At 36.1% G+C, this 19,666-nt stretch carries 16 protein-coding genes and 4 tRNA genes; 13 read left to right on the top strand and 7 right to left on the bottom strand.

What is annotated here, in order from left to right; all coding sequences use genetic code 11:
* Positions 1 to 154 precede the first annotated feature (154 nt).
* From ACFILL_RS03040 to mazG, 7 genes are all read left to right on the top strand, one after another.
* A complete protein-coding gene (locus tag ACFILL_RS03040) occupies positions 155 to 2,473 on the top strand; it encodes an NADP-dependent malic enzyme (protein ID WP_375643179.1) in 2,319 nt (772 codons plus the stop codon).
* A gap of 189 nt (positions 2,474 to 2,662) precedes the next feature.
* Positions 2,663 to 2,947, top strand: coding sequence for an acyl carrier protein (locus ACFILL_RS03035; protein WP_375620202.1), 285 nt, complete (start codon positions 2,663 to 2,665; stop codon positions 2,945 to 2,947).
* Between the two features lie 10 nt (positions 2,948 to 2,957).
* The gene (locus ACFILL_RS03030; RefSeq protein ID WP_375631264.1) at positions 2,958 to 4,133 is read left to right on the top strand and encodes a beta-ketoacyl-ACP synthase; all 1,176 of its coding nucleotides are present in this window, start codon (positions 2,958 to 2,960) and stop codon (positions 4,131 to 4,133) included.
* 15 nt (positions 4,134 to 4,148) lie between these two features.
* Positions 4,149 to 5,423: a beta-ketoacyl-ACP synthase gene (locus ACFILL_RS03025; protein WP_375643180.1), complete on the top strand. Its 1,275-nt coding sequence runs from the start codon at positions 4,149 to 4,151 to the stop codon at positions 5,421 to 5,423.
* Positions 5,424 to 5,481: 58 nt separating this feature from the next.
* Positions 5,482 to 6,510: a zinc-binding dehydrogenase gene (locus ACFILL_RS03020; RefSeq protein ID WP_375631262.1), complete on the top strand. Its 1,029-nt coding sequence runs from the start codon at positions 5,482 to 5,484 to the stop codon at positions 6,508 to 6,510.
* A gap of 6 nt (positions 6,511 to 6,516) precedes the next feature.
* Positions 6,517 to 7,446, top strand: coding sequence for a lipid A biosynthesis lauroyl acyltransferase (locus ACFILL_RS03015; RefSeq protein WP_273791402.1), 930 nt, complete (start codon positions 6,517 to 6,519; stop codon positions 7,444 to 7,446).
* 33 nt (positions 7,447 to 7,479) lie between these two features.
* Complete coding sequence (mazG, locus tag ACFILL_RS03010; protein WP_375637474.1) at positions 7,480 to 8,295, top strand: nucleoside triphosphate pyrophosphohydrolase; 816 nt, start codon at positions 7,480 to 7,482, stop codon at positions 8,293 to 8,295.
* Between the two features lie 70 nt (positions 8,296 to 8,365).
* Here the strand turns inward: mazG and ACFILL_RS03005 are convergent, their stop codons facing one another.
* Entirely contained in the window at positions 8,366 to 8,731 is a 366-nt protein-coding gene (locus ACFILL_RS03005; RefSeq protein ID WP_273791397.1) for an iron-sulfur cluster assembly accessory protein, read from the bottom strand.
* A gap of 604 nt (positions 8,732 to 9,335) precedes the next feature.
* Between ACFILL_RS03005 and ACFILL_RS03000 the strand changes: the two genes are divergently transcribed.
* Positions 9,336 to 9,412, top strand: a tRNA-Pro gene (locus tag ACFILL_RS03000).
* Between the two features lie 251 nt (positions 9,413 to 9,663).
* Here ACFILL_RS03000 and ACFILL_RS02995 read toward each other — a convergent pair.
* The gene (locus ACFILL_RS02995; RefSeq protein ID WP_273791398.1) at positions 9,664 to 10,131 is read right to left on the bottom strand and encodes an Hsp20 family protein; all 468 of its coding nucleotides are present in this window, start codon (positions 10,129 to 10,131) and stop codon (positions 9,664 to 9,666) included.
* Positions 10,132 to 10,389: 258 nt separating this feature from the next.
* Here ACFILL_RS02995 and ACFILL_RS02990 point away from each other — a divergent pair, with 258 nt between their 5' ends.
* From ACFILL_RS02990 to ACFILL_RS02980, 3 genes are all read left to right on the top strand, one after another.
* Positions 10,390 to 11,307, top strand: coding sequence for an alpha/beta hydrolase (locus ACFILL_RS02990; RefSeq protein WP_375629406.1), 918 nt, complete (start codon positions 10,390 to 10,392; stop codon positions 11,305 to 11,307).
* A gap of 842 nt (positions 11,308 to 12,149) precedes the next feature.
* Entirely contained in the window at positions 12,150 to 12,512 is a 363-nt protein-coding gene (gene cpdR, locus ACFILL_RS02985) for a cell cycle two-component system response regulator CpdR (protein WP_005773448.1), read from the top strand.
* Between the two features lie 96 nt (positions 12,513 to 12,608).
* Positions 12,609 to 12,683, top strand: a tRNA-Val gene (locus ACFILL_RS02980).
* A 1,839-nt stretch (positions 12,684 to 14,522) separates the two neighbouring features.
* On the opposite strand, the gene ACFILL_RS02975 is transcribed toward ACFILL_RS02980, so the two are convergent.
* The 5 genes from ACFILL_RS02975 to ACFILL_RS02955 form a co-directional block, all read right to left on the bottom strand.
* Positions 14,523 to 14,599: transfer RNA gene (locus tag ACFILL_RS02975), tRNA-Arg, on the bottom strand.
* Positions 14,600 to 14,638: 39 nt separating this feature from the next.
* Positions 14,639 to 14,944, bottom strand: coding sequence for an ETC complex I subunit (locus tag ACFILL_RS02970; RefSeq protein WP_273791168.1), 306 nt, complete (start codon positions 14,942 to 14,944; stop codon positions 14,639 to 14,641).
* 88 nt (positions 14,945 to 15,032) lie between these two features.
* Positions 15,033 to 15,109 (bottom strand) — tRNA-Pro (locus ACFILL_RS02965).
* A gap of 710 nt (positions 15,110 to 15,819) precedes the next feature.
* Positions 15,820 to 16,509, bottom strand: a complete 690-nt coding sequence (gene hdaA, locus ACFILL_RS02960; RefSeq protein ID WP_375643182.1) for a DnaA regulatory inactivator HdaA — start codon at positions 16,507 to 16,509, stop codon at positions 15,820 to 15,822.
* The gene (locus ACFILL_RS02955; RefSeq protein ID WP_375643183.1) at positions 16,506 to 17,717 is read right to left on the bottom strand and encodes an AI-2E family transporter; all 1,212 of its coding nucleotides are present in this window, start codon (positions 17,715 to 17,717) and stop codon (positions 16,506 to 16,508) included. Before ACFILL_RS02955 ends, hdaA begins: the two co-directional genes overlap by 4 nt.
* 158 nt (positions 17,718 to 17,875) lie before the next feature.
* On the opposite strand from ACFILL_RS02955, the gene purM reads away from it, so the two are divergent.
* Entirely contained in the window at positions 17,876 to 18,985 is a 1,110-nt protein-coding gene (purM, locus tag ACFILL_RS02950; protein WP_375643184.1) for a phosphoribosylformylglycinamidine cyclo-ligase, read from the top strand.
* The gene (purN, locus tag ACFILL_RS02945; RefSeq protein ID WP_375613082.1) at positions 18,982 to 19,593 is read left to right on the top strand and encodes a phosphoribosylglycinamide formyltransferase; all 612 of its coding nucleotides are present in this window, start codon (positions 18,982 to 18,984) and stop codon (positions 19,591 to 19,593) included. The genes purM and purN overlap by 4 nt, the downstream gene beginning before the upstream one ends.
* Positions 19,594 to 19,666 lie beyond the last annotated feature (73 nt).

Genomic DNA, 19,666 nt, shown 5'->3' with positions numbered 1-19,666 from the left:
CAAAAAGAATCATCAAACTGGTTTTACGATCCAGAAGAGTTTTCTCATACTCATGCATTTTGATATTCAGAGAAATGAGGATCTATTAGTGGACAAAACCTTATCGTAGATGGAACATCTCATATACACATACGCTAACTTGGATATCATAAAAATGTCTAGAGAACGAAATAGTGATTTCAGTTCACCAAAAGCTGAACTTGACAGTGCCGCACTTTTTTATCACCAACACCCAAAACCTGGAAAATTGGAAATACAAGCAACAAAACCTCTTGATAATCAACGTGATTTAGCTCTTGCTTATTCTCCAGGCGTTGCAGCACCATGTCTTGCGATTCATGAAGATCCCAATCTTGCTGCTCAATATACCTCCCGTGCTAATTTAGTCGCTGTTATATCCAATGGAACTGCTGTTCTTGGTTTAGGAAACATTGGTCCACTCGCTTCCAAGCCAGTTATGGAAGGCAAGGCCGTTTTATTTAAAAAATTTGCGAATATTGATGTTTTTGATATTGAAATTGATGCATCCGATATAGAACAAATGGTACAAACAATATCGACCTTAGAACCTACATTTGGTGGTATTAATCTTGAAGACATTAAGGCTCCTGAATGTTTTGAAATCGAAGAAAAGCTTCGTGCTAAAATGAAAATTCCAGTTTTTCATGATGACCAACATGGAACTGCCATTATTGTTTCTGCTGCTGTATTAAATGCCTTAAATCTTTCAGGAAAAAAAATTGAAAATGCAAAAATAGTTACCTCAGGTGCAGGTGCTGCTGCCCTCGCTTGCCTTAATCTTTTGGTTCGTCTTGGGGCAAAAGTTGAAAATATTTGGCTTAGTGACTTAGAGGGAGTTGTTTATGAAGGTCGCAAGACCCTTATGGATCGTTGGAAAATCAATTACGCACAAAAAACGGACGCACGAACTTTATCTGATATTATTGATGATGCGGATATTTTTCTAGGCCTATCTGCGGGTGGTGTTTTAAAGCCTGAATATCTTAAAAGAATGGCTCAAAATCCACTCATTTTAGCGCTAGCTAATCCAGTACCAGAAATTATGCCTGAAGAAGCACGCTCTATACGACCAGATGCAATGATCTGCACAGGACGCTCTGATTATCCCAATCAAGTTAATAATGTCCTTTGTTTTCCCTATATCTTCCGTGGTGCATTAGACGTAGGTGCTAGTGCAATTAATGAAGAAATGAAAATGGCCGCTGTTCATGCGATTGCTGCCCTTGCACGTGAAGAAACTTCAGATGTTGTAGCACGTGCATACTCAAAAGAACCACCCAATTTTGGACCAGACTATCTGATCCCCTCTCCTTTTGATCCGCGTTTAATACTGCGTATTGCTCCCGCTGTTGCTAAAGCAGCAATGGCAACAGGTGTCGCCATTCGTCCCATTGAAGATATGGAAGCCTACTATGATATCCTCAATCGGTTTGTCTTTCTTTCTGGTTTAACAATGAAACCTGTTTTTGCTGCAGCAAAAACAGCAAAACGTAAACGCGTCATCTATGCCAATGGTGAAGATGAACGCGTCCTTCGTGCAGCACAAGTTGTCATTGAAGAACAAACAGCAACGCCCCTCCTTATCGGCCGTCCACATGTCGTAGAAGCAAGATTAAAACGCTTTGGTTTAAGAATTCGTCCCGGTATAGATTTTGAATTAACAAACCCTGAAGATGATCCACGTTTTCGTGATTATGTTAATTTATTTTTTCATTATACAGGAAGGCGTGGTGTTACGCCTGAAATGGCAAAAACAGTAGTGAGAACATCAACAACGGCTATTGCTGCCCTTGCCGTTATGCGTGAAGAAGCAGATGCAATGATTTGCGGCTTAGAAGGACGCTTTGAACGCCAACTTGAATTGATTGAACAAATTATCGGTCTTGATCCTAATGTTCACCGTTTTTCTGCTATGAGTTTGCTTATCTCTCAACAACGTACTCTTTTCCTTACAGATACTTACGTCAATGAAAATCCTTCTGCAGAAGAAATCGCTGAAATGACTGTGTTGGCAGCTCAAGAAGTTGAAGCATTTGGAATAACACCAAAAGCAGCCTTATTATCACACTCAAACTTTGGTTCTAAAAACACAGAAAGTGCGCGTAAAATGCGACGTGCAACAGAAATTCTTGCCAAATTACACCCTGATTTAGAAGCAGATGGTGAAATGCATGCTGATGCTGCCCTTTCCAAAGTTTTTCGTGATCGTGTTTTTCCTAATTCTCGTCTTAAAAGTGAAGCTAATTTGCTTGTCTTTCCAACACTTGATTCAGCCAATATCACGCTCAACACTGTTAAAAGCCTCACAAATGCACTCCATGTTGGTCCTATTCTAATCGGGGCAGCACGTCCCGCCCATATCTTAACACCTTCAGTAACTTCCCGGGGAGTTGTTAATATAACAGCCCTTGCTGTCCTTGCTGCCAATAGAAAAAATAGTCTCGTAAAATAAATGCGTAATAAAATTTCAAAGTTTTTTAAATATTGAGATATAGTATTTCATGTACTGTAAACCTCTTTTCTCTATAGATAAAGACAGCTATATTCTGGATTAAGTCTTTTTTTAAAAGAGAAAAAAGGCTAGAAGAACAATATTAAATGTATTTTGAATTTACTAACTCTATAATAAGGAATCCGTACATTGCCTTCCACGTTTGATAAAGTTGCTGATATCATTGCAGAAATCAGTGAAATTGATCGCAATACAATTACACCTGAAAGTCATACAATTGACGATCTAGGAATCGACAGTCTTGATTTTCTTGATATTGTTTTCGCTATTGATAAAGCTTTCGGAATAAAAGTTCCTCTAGAACAATGGACACAAGAAGTCAACGAAGGTACCGTTGCAACAGAAGAATACTTTGTTCTTAAAAACCTTTGTGCAAAAATTGATAATCTCGTTGCCTTAAAACAGGCGGAGTAGTTTTTTCGCCATGCATGATCAATCTGTATTCATCACTGGTATAGGTCTCATAAGCTCTCTGGGGGAAGGAACTGATCAACATTGGAATCTCTTAAATGATCCAATCCGTACACCAAACCTAGATTATACAACTTTTTCACCCTACACGGTTCATAAATTGCCCGAAATTGATTGGAGTTTACAAATTCCTAAAAAAAGTGATCAACGGCAAATGGGAACATGGCAGCGTCTTGGTACCTATGCGGCTGGTCTTGCTCTTGATGATGCCGGCATGAAAAATAATGAACAACTCACTTCAACAATGGATATGATCGTAGCTGCAAGTGGGGGAGAACGTGATATTACTGTTGATACACAGATTCTTTCTAAAGCGCGCGCAGTTGCCGATCATGCCTCTATGTTAAATGTTGCTCTTTCAACTGAACTTCGCCCAACATTATTTTTGGCACAACTTTCAAACCTTTTGGCAGGAAACATTTCAATTGTTCATAAAGTCACTGGATCATCTCGTACATTTATGGGAGAAGAAGGCAGTGGTCTTTCTGCACTTCAAATTGCTGTAGCTCGTATTAAATCAGGTCAAAGCACCCATGCTCTTGTAGGAAGTTCCTATAATGCACAAAGTTATGATATGTTGTTGGCGCATGAGCTTGGTGGTCTTTTAACCCATAATGGATGGAGCCCAGTGTGGGATCGTGAAATCCACCCCGGCGGCGGTATCATAGCCGGTTCTGGTGGTATCTTCCTAGTTATTGAAAGTGGAGAACATGCCAAAAAACGCAACGCACGTGCTTATGCTGAAATTAACCAAATTATTACAGACCAAACAGATAGAACCAAAATTCCACTTAGAGAGTCAATTGCAACAATGTTAAAAACTGCTGGCGCTAAATCTGCCTTAGCCATTTCAGCAGCCTCAGGAGCTCACGAAGCAACAAAAGCAGAACAAAATGCTCTTGATAATGCTGATCTATCTTATCGTGGCATTACAACATTATTTGGTTATATGAGGGAAGCACAATTTCCTCTAGCTCTAGCTCTTGCAGCACTTTCAATTGAAAAAAAACATTGTTTTCCAGCGTTAAGTCCTCATGAAAAACCTTTTTCTAAAGAAGTACGTGAAATATTTGTTACAACTATTGGTATAAAAAGAGCTGAAGGTATTGTGCGTCTTACAGCTGTTTGAAGGGGAATTTCTATAGTGAAATATCATGATCATTTTGGGCGTCCACTTGTAGCAATAACTGGTGCAGGCATTGTCACATCACTGGGACAAGGGAAACATGAAAATTGGCAAAAATTAACAAGTGGTGTAAGTGGTATCCACAAAATAACACGTTTTCCCGTTGAGGGATTAAATACATATATTGCTGGAACAATTGATTTTCTTAAAGAAAGTACACTTGGTGCTTCAGCTCTCTCTGAGAAGCTTGCACATCTTTCTGCTGAAGAAGCTTTAGAACAAGCTGCTATTGATAAAAAAAAATTTAATGGACCACTCTTTCTAGCTGCTCCTCCTGTTGAACTTGAATGGAAAGCACGTTTTAGTCTTGATCAAGAGGAAGAATTCAATAATGAGCCTTCTTATGCACATCTTCTTAAAGTCTGTAAGGATAAACTCCATGAGACGCTTTTTGAAGCCACACAATTTGGTGCAATTGCAGAAAAACTTCAAAAAACATTTGGCACAAAAGGACTTCCTGTTACACTTTCCACTGCCTGTGCATCTGGTGCAACAGCAATTCAATTAGGTGTTGAGTCTATTAGACGGGGAGAAACAAATCGAGCTCTTATAATTGCGACAGATGGATCAGTTTCAGCAGAATCTCTCATCCGTTTTTCGTTACTATCTGCTCTTTCAACTCAGAATGAGCCTCCAGAAAAAGCAGCAAAACCCTTTAGCCGTGATCGAGATGGTTTTGTTATGGCAGAAGGCTCAGGCGCTCTTGTTCTTGAATCTCTTCAAAGCGCATTAAACCGTAATGCTATAGTTTTAGGAATTTTAGCTGGCTGTGGAGAAACCGCTGATGACTTTCACCGTACACGTTCAAAACCCGATGCATCACCAGCAATTGAATCCGTTCGCAAAGCTTTAGACGATGCAAAAATAACTATCAATGAAATTGATTATATTAATGCCCACGGAACTTCAACACCTGAAAATGAGAAAATGGAATATCTTGCATTATCAACAGTATTCGGTGATCTTTTAAAGCATATTCCAGTCTCTTCTAATAAATCAATGATTGGGCATACATTAACTGCTGCTGGTGCAATAGAAGCGGTTTTTTCGCTTTTAACCATTCAATCGGGGATACTTCCACCGACAATAAATTATGATAATCCTGACCCTGCGATCCCTTTAGATGTTGTTCCTCATCATAGCCGTAAGGCCTGTGTCAATGCGGTTTTGTCAAACTCATTTGGATTTGGTGGTCAAAATATGAGTCTTGTTATCACTGCATATAAAGGATAATCCTTTAATAATAAAATTTTATAACGCTAACCTAATAATATATTTAAGGGGGATGATAATGCGTGCACTGCAACTCTTCGATGATCGTCGGCTTGAAATCACCAATATTTCCCCGCCATCTTCACCTAGTATAGGTGAAGTAACTGTGCGGATAAAAGCCGTTGCTCTTAATCATATTGATGTATGGGGATGGCGTGGCATGGCTTTTGCGAAAAGAAAAATGCCACTCATCATTGGTGCAGAAGCCTCTGGTGAGGTTATACAAATAGGAGATGGCGTTGAACATCTCCAACTTGGACAGATTGTCTCAATTTATGGTGCACAAACCTGCGGAGTATGCCAAGCTTGTCATGAAGGACGGGATAATCTTTGCAGTCAGGTAAAGGGAGTCTACGGTTTTCACCTTGATGGATTTGCGTGTGAGCTTGTCAATTTGCCAGCACGTTTATTAGTTCCAGCCCCTCTCCAATGTGATGAATTGCAAGCAGCAGTTGCTCCAATTACTTTTGGTACCGTAGAACATATGCTTTTCGATAACGCAAAACTACAAGCAGGAGAAACAATCCTGATACAGGCTGGTGGTTCAGGTATTGGTTCTGCAGCCATTCAACTTGCAAAACACATGGGCTGTACAGTTATCACAACTGTAGGTTCAGATGAAAAAATTGCAAAAGCACACTCTCTTGGGGCAGATCATGTGATTAATTATCGTAAAGATCGTTTTGAAGGTGTAGTGCGTAAATTAACCCAAAAAAAAGGTGTTGACGTTGTTTTTGAGCATGTTGGTGTAGATACATGGAACGGTTCTCTGTTATGTATGAAAAAAGGAGCACGTTTAGTGACTTGCGGTTCTACCTCTGGTGTTTCAGCACCAATAAATCTCATGCAATTATTCCAGCAACAGCTTAAGATATTCGGTTCATTTGGCTGCCGTATGGAAAATATGAAAAATGCCATGCAAAAAATGGCACAAAAAGCCGTACACCCTGTCATTGATACAATTGTTGGGCTGGATGAAATTGATACAGCTTTAAAACGAATGGAGAGCCGTGATGTTTTTGGTAAAATTATCCTTAAAATCGATTAAATCATGATGAAGCTTTCTCTTAAAAATCTCATATATCGTATTAAAATTATAGCTAAAAAAATATCCTACTTGTTATGGGCATATCTGCTCTTTGGTTCTTTATTTATTCTAAAATGTTTTCCAGCCAAAATGGGAATTTCTTTTTTTGCTTGGTTAGCAAAAAAAATTGGTCCCCTTGTACATCGTCATCAAATCACACTTGCAAACCTTAGGAGTGCATATCCAGAAAAAACAGAGCAAGAACTCCGTGCGATTGCAATAGAAATGTGGGAAAATATAGGACGTTTCCTAGCCGAATATATTTTTCTTGATAAAATTTTTGATTTTGATCCTCATGCAGATGAGCCAGGTTTCATTGAGGTTAAAGGTATTGAAATATTTGAGCGATTAAAAAATGAAAAAAAACCACATATTTTTTTCACCGCACATACTGGAAATTTTGAACTTCTGCCTATTTGTGCACAAAGTTTTGATCTTAATGTTACGGTATTATTTAGACCACCCAATAATCCCTATGTTGCCAAACGAATCCTTAAAGCACGACAAACTTCTATGGGACACCTTGTTCCCTCCAAGGCCGGAGCAGCATGGGCATTAGCAGCCAAATTAGAAGAAGGTGAAAATGTTGGTATGCTCGTTGATCAAAAATTTCGCCGCGGTATCATGGGAACATTTTTTAACAGACCTCTTAAAACAAACCCCTTAATTATAAAACTTGCTCGACAATATGACTGTGATATTTATCCAGCACGTTGTATTCGTTTGCCTAGTGGACGTCATCGTTTAGAGTTATATGAACATGTAGAACTTCCACGTGATGAAAAAAATGATATCGATATAGCTGCTTCTACGCAAAAATTAAATGATATTGTTGAATCTTGGGTCCGTGAATATCCTGGACAATGGATGTGGTTACATAGGCGTTGGGACATCTAACATAAGCTCTATTACTTACAAAGGAAGTGCAAAATGTTAGCCTCAAAAGATATCAAAGATCTCACTGCAATTATCACTGCATTACGAAACTCTGATAATGGTTGTATCTGGCATAAAAAACAAACTTTTGAATCCCTCATACCCTATATGCTCGAAGAAGTTTACGAAGTCATCGATGCCATTGAACGAAAGAATCGAAAGGATCTCTGTGAAGAACTTGGGGATCTTCTTTTACAAGTTGTCTATCATGCTACCATAGCACAAGAAGAAGGCAGCTTTACTTTTGAAGATGTTGTTTATGCAATCACGGAAAAAATGATTCGACGCCATCCTCATGTTTTTGGAAATGCCGAGCAAAAAAAACGAGGATTTATAAAAGAGGAGTGGGAATATATAAAAAAAAGAGAACAGGTTGAACAAAAAAGAATGTGCGAAGAAAAAAACAACAATTCCTCCACAAGCATACTCGCAAAAGTAAAACAAATCCAGCCAGCAAACCAAGAGGCACTTGCTTTACAAGAAGCAGCAGCTAAAGTAGGTTTTGATTGGCAAAAAAGTGATAAAGTTTTTGAAAAAATAGAAGAAGAACTCGAAGAGCTCAAAGAAGCCATCAAAAATAAACAAAACTCAGAGATAGAAGCAGAGTTTGGAGATCTCTACTTTATACTCCTTAACCTCGCGCGCCACTTAGCGATTGATTCACAAAAAGCATTAAAAAAAACGAATATAAAATTTCGAAATCGTTTCGCCTATATTGAAGAAAAGCTATCCACTCAATCTAAAACACTCACTGACGCATCCTTGAATGAAATGGAAGCACTTTGGAAGCAAGCTAAAAATGAACAATAAAAAATAGTAGATTTCTTCTACCTAAAAGAACAAGCCCCTCTAAAATTACTAAATTATAATTTAGCTCAGCTCAATTTGTTTTATATTGATCCTGCGTAGCAGGACGAAGTTCCACCGATTCTCCACACCCGCATGCTGAAACTTGATTAGGATTTTTAAAGATAAAACCAGACCGCAGCGTTGTCACTTCATAATCCATCTGCGTCCCTAATAAAAATAATACCGCATCATGTGCTACAAAAACACGGGCACCATTCACTTCAACAACATCCGCATCTATCCCCTTTTCTTTGACAAGAGTAATTGTATACTCCATCCCTGCACAACCACCTTTTTTGATACCAACAAGAATACCCTGTGCATCTTTTGCATCCATAATCGCTTTAACACGATCCACTGCTGCTTGCGTCAAATTTATTACCGAAAAACGGCTCATAGTTTACTCTTTTCTTAGTTCAATAGACACTTTGAAAGTTTTTCCTCTATAATATTTTATCTGATATTTCAGAAAAAAAACAAAACATAAATTAAAGCATTCTGACCTTGTTTATTTGGATAAAAATACATACCCGTAAAATGAGATTTGTGATTATATAATCCAGAACTTACAATTTTTTGTCCACATAAAATGCAAAATACCTCATCTATAAAAACTCTAAAAAAACGAAAACTTTTCAAAACCATACATTCACTCCTCTTCTTTTGAAAATCTTTATCTTTTTAGAAAAGTAACGATTAGGTAAGAAAAAAAATATACCTTCCGCACTCATTTGCTCCAATTCATACCCCTAAAGTCACCAATCTTACCCCCTCACAATCTCAAAAGTAATTAAATGCATACATCTATTAACTATAGTGCTAAAAATTTAATGATCACAAAGAATTTTACAAATTCGTTATTTATCTTGAATTAACAACAAAATATTGATGTCCAAAATTTTTACTTTCAAAAGCTCTAAGTGCAAGAGCATTTTAGATTATTCTGTTTATTTTTTCTCTTGCCTTTAAAGAAACAGTCATTTAATCGTTTTACACAAACTCGGAGCGTAGCGCAGCTTGGTAGCGCACTTGACTGGGGGTCAAGGGGTCGTGGGTTCAAATCCCGCCGCTCCGACCATTTTTAAAATGCTATAAAATAAGCTTACTTAAAAAGTGAATGATTATGCATTTCAATTGCACACACATGAAATTTTTCTTCAACATAGAATAATGTGCAATGATATTTTATCATAAATTCGAGATAAGCTGTTTTATTTAAATGCGCTTCTTCTTAGGAAAACACATACGAAACGCGAGACCTTTTGTCTCGCGTTTTTTATTCTTCAGAAAAATTTATAATTATTCGATCTCATATTTTCTAAATTTTCTTTACACGATAATGTCGCTGTTATCATTTTTTGTAATGGATGGTGACATCTGTACGGTTATCTTTTTAGGTTTTAATTCAGCTGGCATTTCCCTTTTAAGCTGAATATGAAGAAGTCCATCTCCAAGTTCTGCCCCAATAACCTTAACATGATCAGCTAAATGAAAACGCCGTTCAAAAGCACGCGAAGCAATACCTCGATAAAGGAATTCTCGCTCTTCATCATCATTTTTAGACTTTCTGTCTCCCTTAACGATCAGCTGGTTACAATGCGTTTCAATATCAATTTCATCTTGAGAAAAACCAGCAACAGCCATAGAAATTCTATAAGAATCTTCAGTTAAACGCTCGATATTATAAGGGGGATAAGAAGAAACTTCGTCTGGTTGTGTTCTAGAATCAAACCAGTTAAAAAGATGATCAAAACCTACTGTGGAACGATAAAATGGTGAAAAATCTACTTGACGCATAATATTGCCCTCCTCTAGAGCGACTATAATTTATAACTAATTCACAAAGTTCCCACATGGCAAACTTACTTGTGAACCTGCGGCCCCATCATGGCAACCGCACTATATTATCTAGTAATCGTTTTTCTTTATTTCAACTCTTTGGGACCTAAATTGATAAAAACTATCTAAAAAGCAATATACCCCTTTTTAAATCCTTTTTCTTCATTACATAAATGTCAAAGCACTAAGCAGCAAATACATTGTAAAGGATTTCAATTGGAAACACCTCTTTATCCCATAGACTGGGGGGCCACTCCTCTTAATGTCCATCATGGTACTCTTAAAATAGCAATAGATCATGAAATTCGTTTTGCTATAACATATCCTGAGGTGGAAAAATCTAAGGGAACAATTGTTATTCTCAAAAGTTACGCAAATGCTTTAGAAAAATATTTTTTATTAATAAATGAAATTTCTAAACGCGGTTTTCATACAGCAATATTTGACTGGTTTGATCAAGAAAAAACATCCCTCAAGATAAGAAAACAAAACAGACATCATTATTTTGATATAAATAACGATATTAATGACTTATATAAATTTCTTAAAAATATTGTTTATCCTAATTGTCCGCCACCTTACTCTATGCTTGCCTACGGCATAGGTGGATTGATAGCACTTAGCGGATTAGATCTCATTAATCATCAGTTTAATAGATTGCTCTGTGTTTCTCCCCTTTTTGCTCCATTCGGCAATAAAACAAATGGTTTTCAACATAAATTAACACAATTTCTTTCTGATATAGGTCTTGGCTTTATACCAGCGAAAGATGGTAAAAAATTAAACAAAACAAAACAAAAAAATATACAATTGGGACACATACATAAAGTGCCGCTCTCTTCCATTAAGCCCCCAACATCCCAATGGATAGCATCAGTATTTAATGCGATTGATTCTGTGAAGAGAAATGTACTTCATGGAGATTTACGAATCCCAACACTCTTTATTCTTGCCAATCAAAATAATATTGCAAACAACATTGAAGTGCAGCAATTATGCCAACACACACGTCTGACAGAAAGTATTACTATTACAGGCGCTGAACTGGATACAATTATGGTTAACGAAGATTATAAAAAGCAATTTTGGGCTGCATTTGATGCATTTATTCCCGATAATGTATCTGTAAAATAACACTAAACCTTAATTCCGCTCCGCCCTATCAAAAAAGAAATTTTCTACGAGCATTGGATCTACAAACACTTTTTAATATAATGGATTTTACTTTCCAACCACTCATATGATTCGTTTTCTAGCCTCTACAGACAAGCCATGACCTAAATATTCACCACGCATTCTAATAAAAAAACTAATATACAAAGTATATCATTACATTAAACAATATTATTTTATATCATAAAAAATAACTTAATAAAAAACTATTTATATAAATAAAAATAATAAATCTATCTTAATATAACATGATACATATTTATAAATAAAGCATCAAAATACTATTTTTGATTTGTTATAAAATACTCATTTAATATTATATCTAGAAAAATAATATTTTTCATCTATTTAAGGAAAAAAACTGGAAATAAAGCGCATTTATAATATTTATTACAAATCTCTATAAAAACAAACAACTATAAAATTTCTATTTCTTAGGAGAACTTTTTAAAAACAATAAATTAACATAATATTCTTTTAATTTCTCGATATAGGAAGTCCCTACAATAATGGTTTTCATAAGTTTTTTAATGGAATTCTGATAATAATCAGCAAATTTAAAAGAAAAGATAGCAATGAATCATCTTAGAAGTTTTAGAGCCCCCCTTCTTTTTTCAAAATCACATATATTTCGAATTTAACCAACTCACAACGAATATGCTGTATTCTGAATAAGAATGTAAGAATTAACCATTTTGCCATTCATTTCAATTATGAGCATTTTACCATCTTTTTTCTAAATACTCTATATTGTATAATTGATGCGGCAAAACTCTGACAAATGGAGCCATTGGAACATAATCATGAAACGAATCCTGCTCGCAGAAGATGATAACGATATGCGTCGCTTTCTCGTAAAAGCCTTAGAACGTGCAGGCTACGAAGTCGCCGATTTCGATAATGGTATTAGCGCATATGAACGTTTACAAGAAGAGCCATTTTCCCTTCTCCTGACTGATATTGTGATGCCAGAGATGGACGGAATCGAACTTGCACGACGTGCTACTGAGATTGACCCTGATTTACGAGTAATGTTCATTACAGGTTTTGCAGCAGTAGCACTCAATTCAAATAGTGATGCCCCTCCTGATGCAAAGGTTCTCTCTAAGCCATTTCACTTACGTGAACTCGTCAATGAAGTTGAAAAGATCCTTATCGCTGCTTAAAAAGTATTTTTAAAGTTATTTGCATCTGTTGAAAGAGAAAATGAAATTAGGCATTGACGTTTGGCATTCTATATGGTGTATGCAACATCAATGAATGGGCGTGTAGCTCAGCGGGAGAGCACTACGTTGACATCGTAGGGGTCACAGGTTCAATCCCTGTCACGCCCACCATTCAACTTTATAGTATAAATAAATTATTGAATTATCGTATTCTTCCAAGGTGCGGGATGCGTAAATAAAGGTTCGGAAATAAGATTTTGCAACATGCCTCTACAAAGGGCATGCCTTAGGGAGTGTTTCTAATATTTTTTACGTTCTGATAGCGCCTCTTGGGGGAAGCCATCTAAAAGTATCACAAACGTAATAACAACATCATTTTGCAACAGATTAGAAGTTGGATTTTAAAATTCTTTCGACAAGCATAGGCTTCTGTTCTAAAAAATATTGTTTATTTCCTGATCTATCCCCTGTTTTTCTTAATTCTTTCATGTCTATTGGTATACACTTGTTGTCCAAACAGTTAGATATAACCACAGTCACTTCGATAGATATAAAACACTTAACCTTAGAGCTGTATTTTGAGTTTACCAATTACAAATTATAATAAAATATCAAAAAGAGTAAAAAAACACGATAAAAGCAAATTTTTTCATTCTAAAAATACATTGATTTATAATCATGTTTTATTGTTTGCCATGTTCAATGAGAAATCCGAATATCGTAATGTTTTCTCATTTCAAACCTATTTATATTGAATCAAACAAAACCGTCTCTCTTACACGTCATAAGAGGAATTAGTATTAAGTAAAAATTGTATAAAAAAGCACAAAAATGCCGATAAATGCCTCAAGTGCTAAAATCTATTGCAACATCGGAGGCTGACAAATAGGCAAAGTATATGATAGCGTCAGCTTATTTCTTCATAAGTGTAAAGATGATGGAGCTCAATGGATTTATCATTGTACCATTCACGAGCGCCAGCGTAAAGTGAGCTTTAAGAGATATCTCTTAAAACAAAGCCTGTAAAATGGCATTCTCCTCACACTATATTCTTATTGAAATAATGATCACCTTGAACCGTGTGAGTTTAGATCTTCAGATCTCATCTGTATAACATTTTAATGTGATTGTTATCCAATATTAAAATACTTCTAACATGATGTACAAACTATAAAGAAATAAGAAAAAACATTTGAAAATGTAAATATGAAATCTAAAAATTTAACTCTAAGATACAATCTATCTTCATTCATATAAATACACAGTATACATTCTTAAACCTATAAGACTAAGAAAACCTAAACATTGATGCAACCTATAACCCTACCTGAGAAACAGTGACAATCATGTTAAATCAAATTGTCCGCAAGTGTCTCTCATTGAAAAAAACAATATCTTATCTGGACGGCACATATAACAACTTTTTATACGAAAAAACCATAAAGAAGTAATTCGTTATGAATCACAGCTTCCAAGACAAGAAGATATTCCCTACCTCTTGTGCCGTCTGTAAATTCTCATCATAAACAGTTCTAAATCGAATCCATCATGCCTTGTATCTAATCAAAATCGATCTTACCAAAGATCATGCTGAAAAACGTAATAATATTATTCATAAAAAATAAAAAAAATCACAATAGATGTTTTTTGGCAATTTCACCAGCATTAGCCGCAATGCTTAAATCTAATCTAAGAAATAAAATATTCATTTTCAGAAAGATGAAAAGAAGCTCGTAAAAAAGAGTTTTTGCAATCTGTTTCCTAAAGCATGTGATATAGTAGCAACACGCGGCAAGAATATGCAATGCTAAAGTTTCAGCAATCAAAAGCAATTTTTACTGAAAAAAGAGAAAACAGCATCATTTTATACTAAAACAGTCAACAGAAAACGTTTATAAACAAAATCAACCAAAAAACATCAAAAAGGTTCGGGAGTTTACAGAAAAATAAGCTAATAGAATAAAAGGAAAACTCTCTAACTTTTTATAGCCTATTAATATCATTTAAACATGGTGATCCCGACAGGATTCGAACCTGTGACCCACGGCTTAGAAGGCCGTTGCTCTATCCAGCTGAGCTACGGGACCCAACTGATTATTTTCTCAATTCAAAATAGCATCTTTAATTCAATGTGTCCAAGAATGCTGCCGATCACTGCGAAAATTATCAGAATAAGAAATAGCACGTCGAATCGACGTATGTTTCTTTTCTACACGGTAAGAGATAGCATTCTTACGCGCAAAAGCAATCGCTTCTTCCTTCCTATTAAATCGGATTCTTACCTGATTATTCATATCAGACGTTGCCGTGTACCCCATAAGAGGTTCAAGCATTTTCGCTTTCACCGGCTCATACTCTAGAATCCAAAAACCAGTATTCCCCTTACCTGACTGCATAGCTGTCTTAGCAGGACTATAAATACGTGCGATCATGCCTTTTTCCTTCAGTTACACAACGCTTGAATGATAGTTTCTCACCACACGTACCCAATTGGGTCATTCTCACACACTCAATCAAATATGGTCGGAGCGATAGGATTCGAACCTACGACCCCCTGATCCCAAATCAGGTGCGCTACCAGGCTGCGCTACGCTCCGCCATTTACATTTACTTGATGCACATTTCCTAAAATTTTCACAACAGAAGTGCAAGAGAAAAACACACTTTTTTTTAATTTTGTTGCATTTCTTTACAAAAAAGCACATTTTTAAATCTTTTTCCCTATTCAATAACAGATTTATTAACAAGTAGTAGAAAATAACCTCCGTAGAAAATCCAATCTATATTAAAAAAGAATGAATTTCTCTATAAGGACTTCATAATTTTTGTCCTGTTTTAAGCAAGCTCTCACTGTATCAAAACGCATTCCACAGATACAATTTTAGAAAAAAACGACTTAAATATCATAGAAAAACTTTCCCAAAGAGCACATAAGCCAAAAAATTCAGCTGTATTAAGCTTTTTCCTCTCTTTTTCTATCTTCCCAAAGACGCTTTTATTAAAAATTCTAGAATCTTCTACAATCCAAATCCATAAACAACAAACATTTTTTCAAAGCACAAAGATTTTATTATAAATAAAATAAAGCGCTCTTTTTAGAAAAATTTTCAAATGCGAAGATGGAAAGAATTCAACATCATACAATAAAATCTCAAAGCTATTTAAAATAAACACATGATAAAAGTAAAAAATATTATTTTTTACTTTTATATAGATATCCAAAAAGGAGAAAATTTAAATGACTTGTCTTTCCACGTATTGAAACGATAGTAGAAGGACAGAATAAGTAAGCCATGATAAGGAGTATTTACGGATTTCTTCTATTCAAAACTTCAGCAATAACAGAACGTGTTATTTTTCTTTTTCTTTGTAATGCCAACTGATCAACAGAATCAATAACACGCTTCAATGAAAATAAAGAACGTTCACAACGACTTACAAGATAATAAACCGTATCTGGATGTACAATAAGTTGCCTATCTGAAAAAAGCTTAAATGCAACAGCTGTTAACAATGCATCATCAGGCTGATTAATTTCAACGAACATCACCGAATTAAGACGACTTTTTAGATCATTTAACATTAAATTCCAAGCGGAAGGAAGTGTTTGTGCCGTCATCAATAAAGTAGCCTGTCGTGCATCAAGATTTGCTTGCTTAATACTGTTAATTAAATGAAAAAGTTCTGTCTCATTGATTTCACCTGTATCAATATCCTCTATTAAAAATGATCTGCCTAAAGAAGCCATAGTAATAGCCTGATCAATTTCATTGTGCTGAATCCTGAAAGCATCTGCTTTTTGGAGCCATATATTAGAAAAGTGCGTTTTTCCAGAGCCTTCTTTACCAACCAAAACTGCAATAGGTAAGCTCCAATTGGGCCAGTGATCAATAAGCTGAAAAGCCATACGATTGCTTTCCGTTACCACTAAATCCTCAAATTGAAAAATCGGATCATAGGGAAAATTTAAAGATAATTGCGTTTCACGCCCATTCATTTTAGCGGCTCCGAATTTCCGCTTCGCGAATACATCTGAGAACTCAGATAAGTATGAAGAGCAAAACGAACTAAAACGCCAACAGCCGCGGCCGCAGGAATAGCAACAAGCATACCAGTAAAACCAAAGAGTGAAGAAAAAGCAAAAAGTGAAAACATCAACCATACGGGATGTAATCCCACTGATGAACCTACAAGCTTGGGTTGAAGGATATAACCTTCAATAAACTGACCAATTAAAAAAAGTGCCATCACAACGATGATTCCCCCCCAATTATTGGGATAAAACTGGACCCATGCAATACCAACAGAAAGGACCAAGCCACTCATTGTGCCGATATAAGGAACAAAGCTAATAAGACCAATAAACATACCAATCAAAAGACTAAAATTGAGTCCTGCAATCGTTAAACCAATAGCATAATAGCCTCCCAATATGAGACAAACTGTTCCTTGTCCACGAACAAAGCCTGCAATAGCTCTATCCATTTCATGAAAAATACTACGAACAGTTTCAAGATGATCACGCGGTATTAACGAATCGATTGCTGTTACCATACGTGGCCAATCTAATAACATATAAAATGCCACCACAGGTGCCACAACAAATAGGCTAACGAGATTAACGATTGATTTTCCTGACTTTAAAAGTGAATTCAAAAGAGACGTAATAAAATCCGAACCTTCTCCCAAAAATCCTTTAATATTATTCCGTAATTCATTTGGATCACTTCCAAAATAGCGCCTTAACCAATCAAAATCATGCTCAACAAAAAAGGTTTGAATACGATTAATGTAAACAGGTAAACCATCACTCATAAATTGCTGTATTTGCCAACTAATAACAGGAATCAAAATAATTAAAGCAGCAACAAAGGTAATAACAATAAATAGGGTGATAAGGACAGTCCCAAACACACGACGAATACCAAATTTTTCAAGTAATTGAACAATGGGATTGAGAAAATAAGCCAACACAATCCCTGCCACAAAAGGAAGCAAAATTGATCCAAAAACAAACATAAAAAAAATGAAAAAAATCAGCGTACCAAGCCAAAAAAAGATTTGCCTTTTCATATTATTCGGCAAAGGTAATTGAGTATACGCTGGCACATAAGTCTTATAACGATCACGAGATGTATTCTCACTCACTTTCTTTCTCATAAGCTGCCAAGAGGACTGTCCGTGATTATCTGATATCTTGCTCATAAAATATCCTAAAAAATTCTTCACAAAAAATTATAAACAACTTCAAAATAAGGTACAAGAAAAGTTGCTTATTTTCTTATCAATATCTCTTGCAGAGAGAACTCTATCATGGCATTGCATAATATCAAAACCTGATTTTCCATTAAAGGAAGGCTCCAATGAGCAATCAAGATCTTACAAATAATAAATCCAAGGCTGGGGATAAATCCAAAGCTGGTCTTACCTACGCAAAAGCCGGTGTAAACATCGATATGGGTAATGCCATGGTAGAAAAAATTAAACCCTTTATACGCGCAACAAAACGAGCCGGAACAGATGCAGAAATTGGCGGTTTTGGTGGACTTTTTGATTTAAAAGCAGCAGGCTTTACGGATCCTATCCTAGTAGCAGCCAATGATGGTGTGGGAACAAAATTAAAAATTGCCATTGAAGTAGGTCACCATAACACTGTAGGTATTGATCTTGTAGCTATGTGTGTCAATGATTTACTCGTACAAGGGGCTGAACCTCTCTTTTTTCTGGATTATTTTGCAACTGGAAAGCTTGACCCTGAACAAGGAGCTGCGATTGTTTCCGGTATTGCAGAAGGATGTAAACAAGCCGGTGCTGCTCTTATTGGAGGAGAAACTGCAGAAATGCCAGGAATGTATGCAGAGGGAGATTATGATCTAGCTGGTTTTGCTGTTGGAGCATGCGAACGTAGCAAGCTACTCCCTTCAAAAGATTTGACAGAAGGTGATATTATATTAGGTCTAAGCGCCTCTGGAATTCATTCCAATGGCTTTTCGCTTGTTCGACGAATCATCCAGCAAAATTATCTCAAATGGAATGACCCTGCCCCTTTTTCCCCTGAAAGCAGCCTTGGTATAGCACTTCTTACACCAACACGCATTTATGTAAAATCGCTTCTTCCCATCATGCAAAAATATGAAGGGATTAAAGCTCTTGCTCATATTACGGGTGGAGGTTTTCCTGAAAATATTCCACGCGTCCTTCCATCCTCTCTCTGCGCTGAAATTAATCTTTCTAGCATCAATGTTCCAGCAGTATTTTCATGGATTGCCAAACAAGGTAAAATAGAAGAAACAGAAATGTTAAGAACATTTAATTGTGGTATTGGCATGATCATTATCGTAGCACAGCATGCAGCTGAAACAATTACACAAGCTCTTGAAAGAAAAGGAGAGACTGTAACTCCCCTTGGCATTTTAACAAAATGCCAAGATCAAAATAAAGGAATACTTTATAAAGGGGTACTGCATTTATGAAAAAACAAATCGTCGTTTTCATTTCTGGTAATGGATCCAATATGGTCGCCCTTGCTCAAGCTAGTCAACAAACGGCATATCCTGCTGAAATCGTTGCGGTTATTTGCGATAATCCGCGTGCCAACGGTATTGAAAAAGCGCAAAACCATAACTTACCTATTCATATTGTTGATCGTAAAATTTACAAAACAAAAGAAGAGCATGAAGAAAATATTTTTACAATTTTAAATCAATATAAACCGGATTTTCTCTGCTTTGCAGGGTATATGCGCCTTATCTCACCACGTTTTGTAAAACTTTATGAAGGACGAATTTTAAACATTCATCCTTCTCTTTTGCCTTCATTTAAAGGCTTAAACACACATGAAAAAGCTTTACAAGCAGGTGTAAAAATCACGGGTTGCACTGTTCACCTTGTTACAGAAGACATGGATGCAGGAAAAATCCTTGCCCAAGCAGCCGTTCCAGTCTATCCCCATGATACTGCTGAGTGCTTAGCACAAAGAGTTCTTAAAGCAGAGCATAAACTCTATCCCGAAGCCTTAAAAGCATTTATTGAAGGGAAGAGCAAAATGGTCGATACGCAACAACAGCTTTTATCTTTTTGAGTGTATCAACAATCTATTAATCAGCATATTTCAATGCTTTACACATAGTTTTTGCTCAGTATCTACAATTGAA

It is taken from the genome of Bartonella sp. AP20NXHL, assembly GCF_042196165.1.
Classification (GTDB): Bacteria; Pseudomonadota; Alphaproteobacteria; order Rhizobiales; family Rhizobiaceae; genus Bartonella.
The sequence above is the reverse complement of the archived record's forward strand: the minus strand, read 5'-3'. Positions and strand labels throughout refer to the sequence as shown.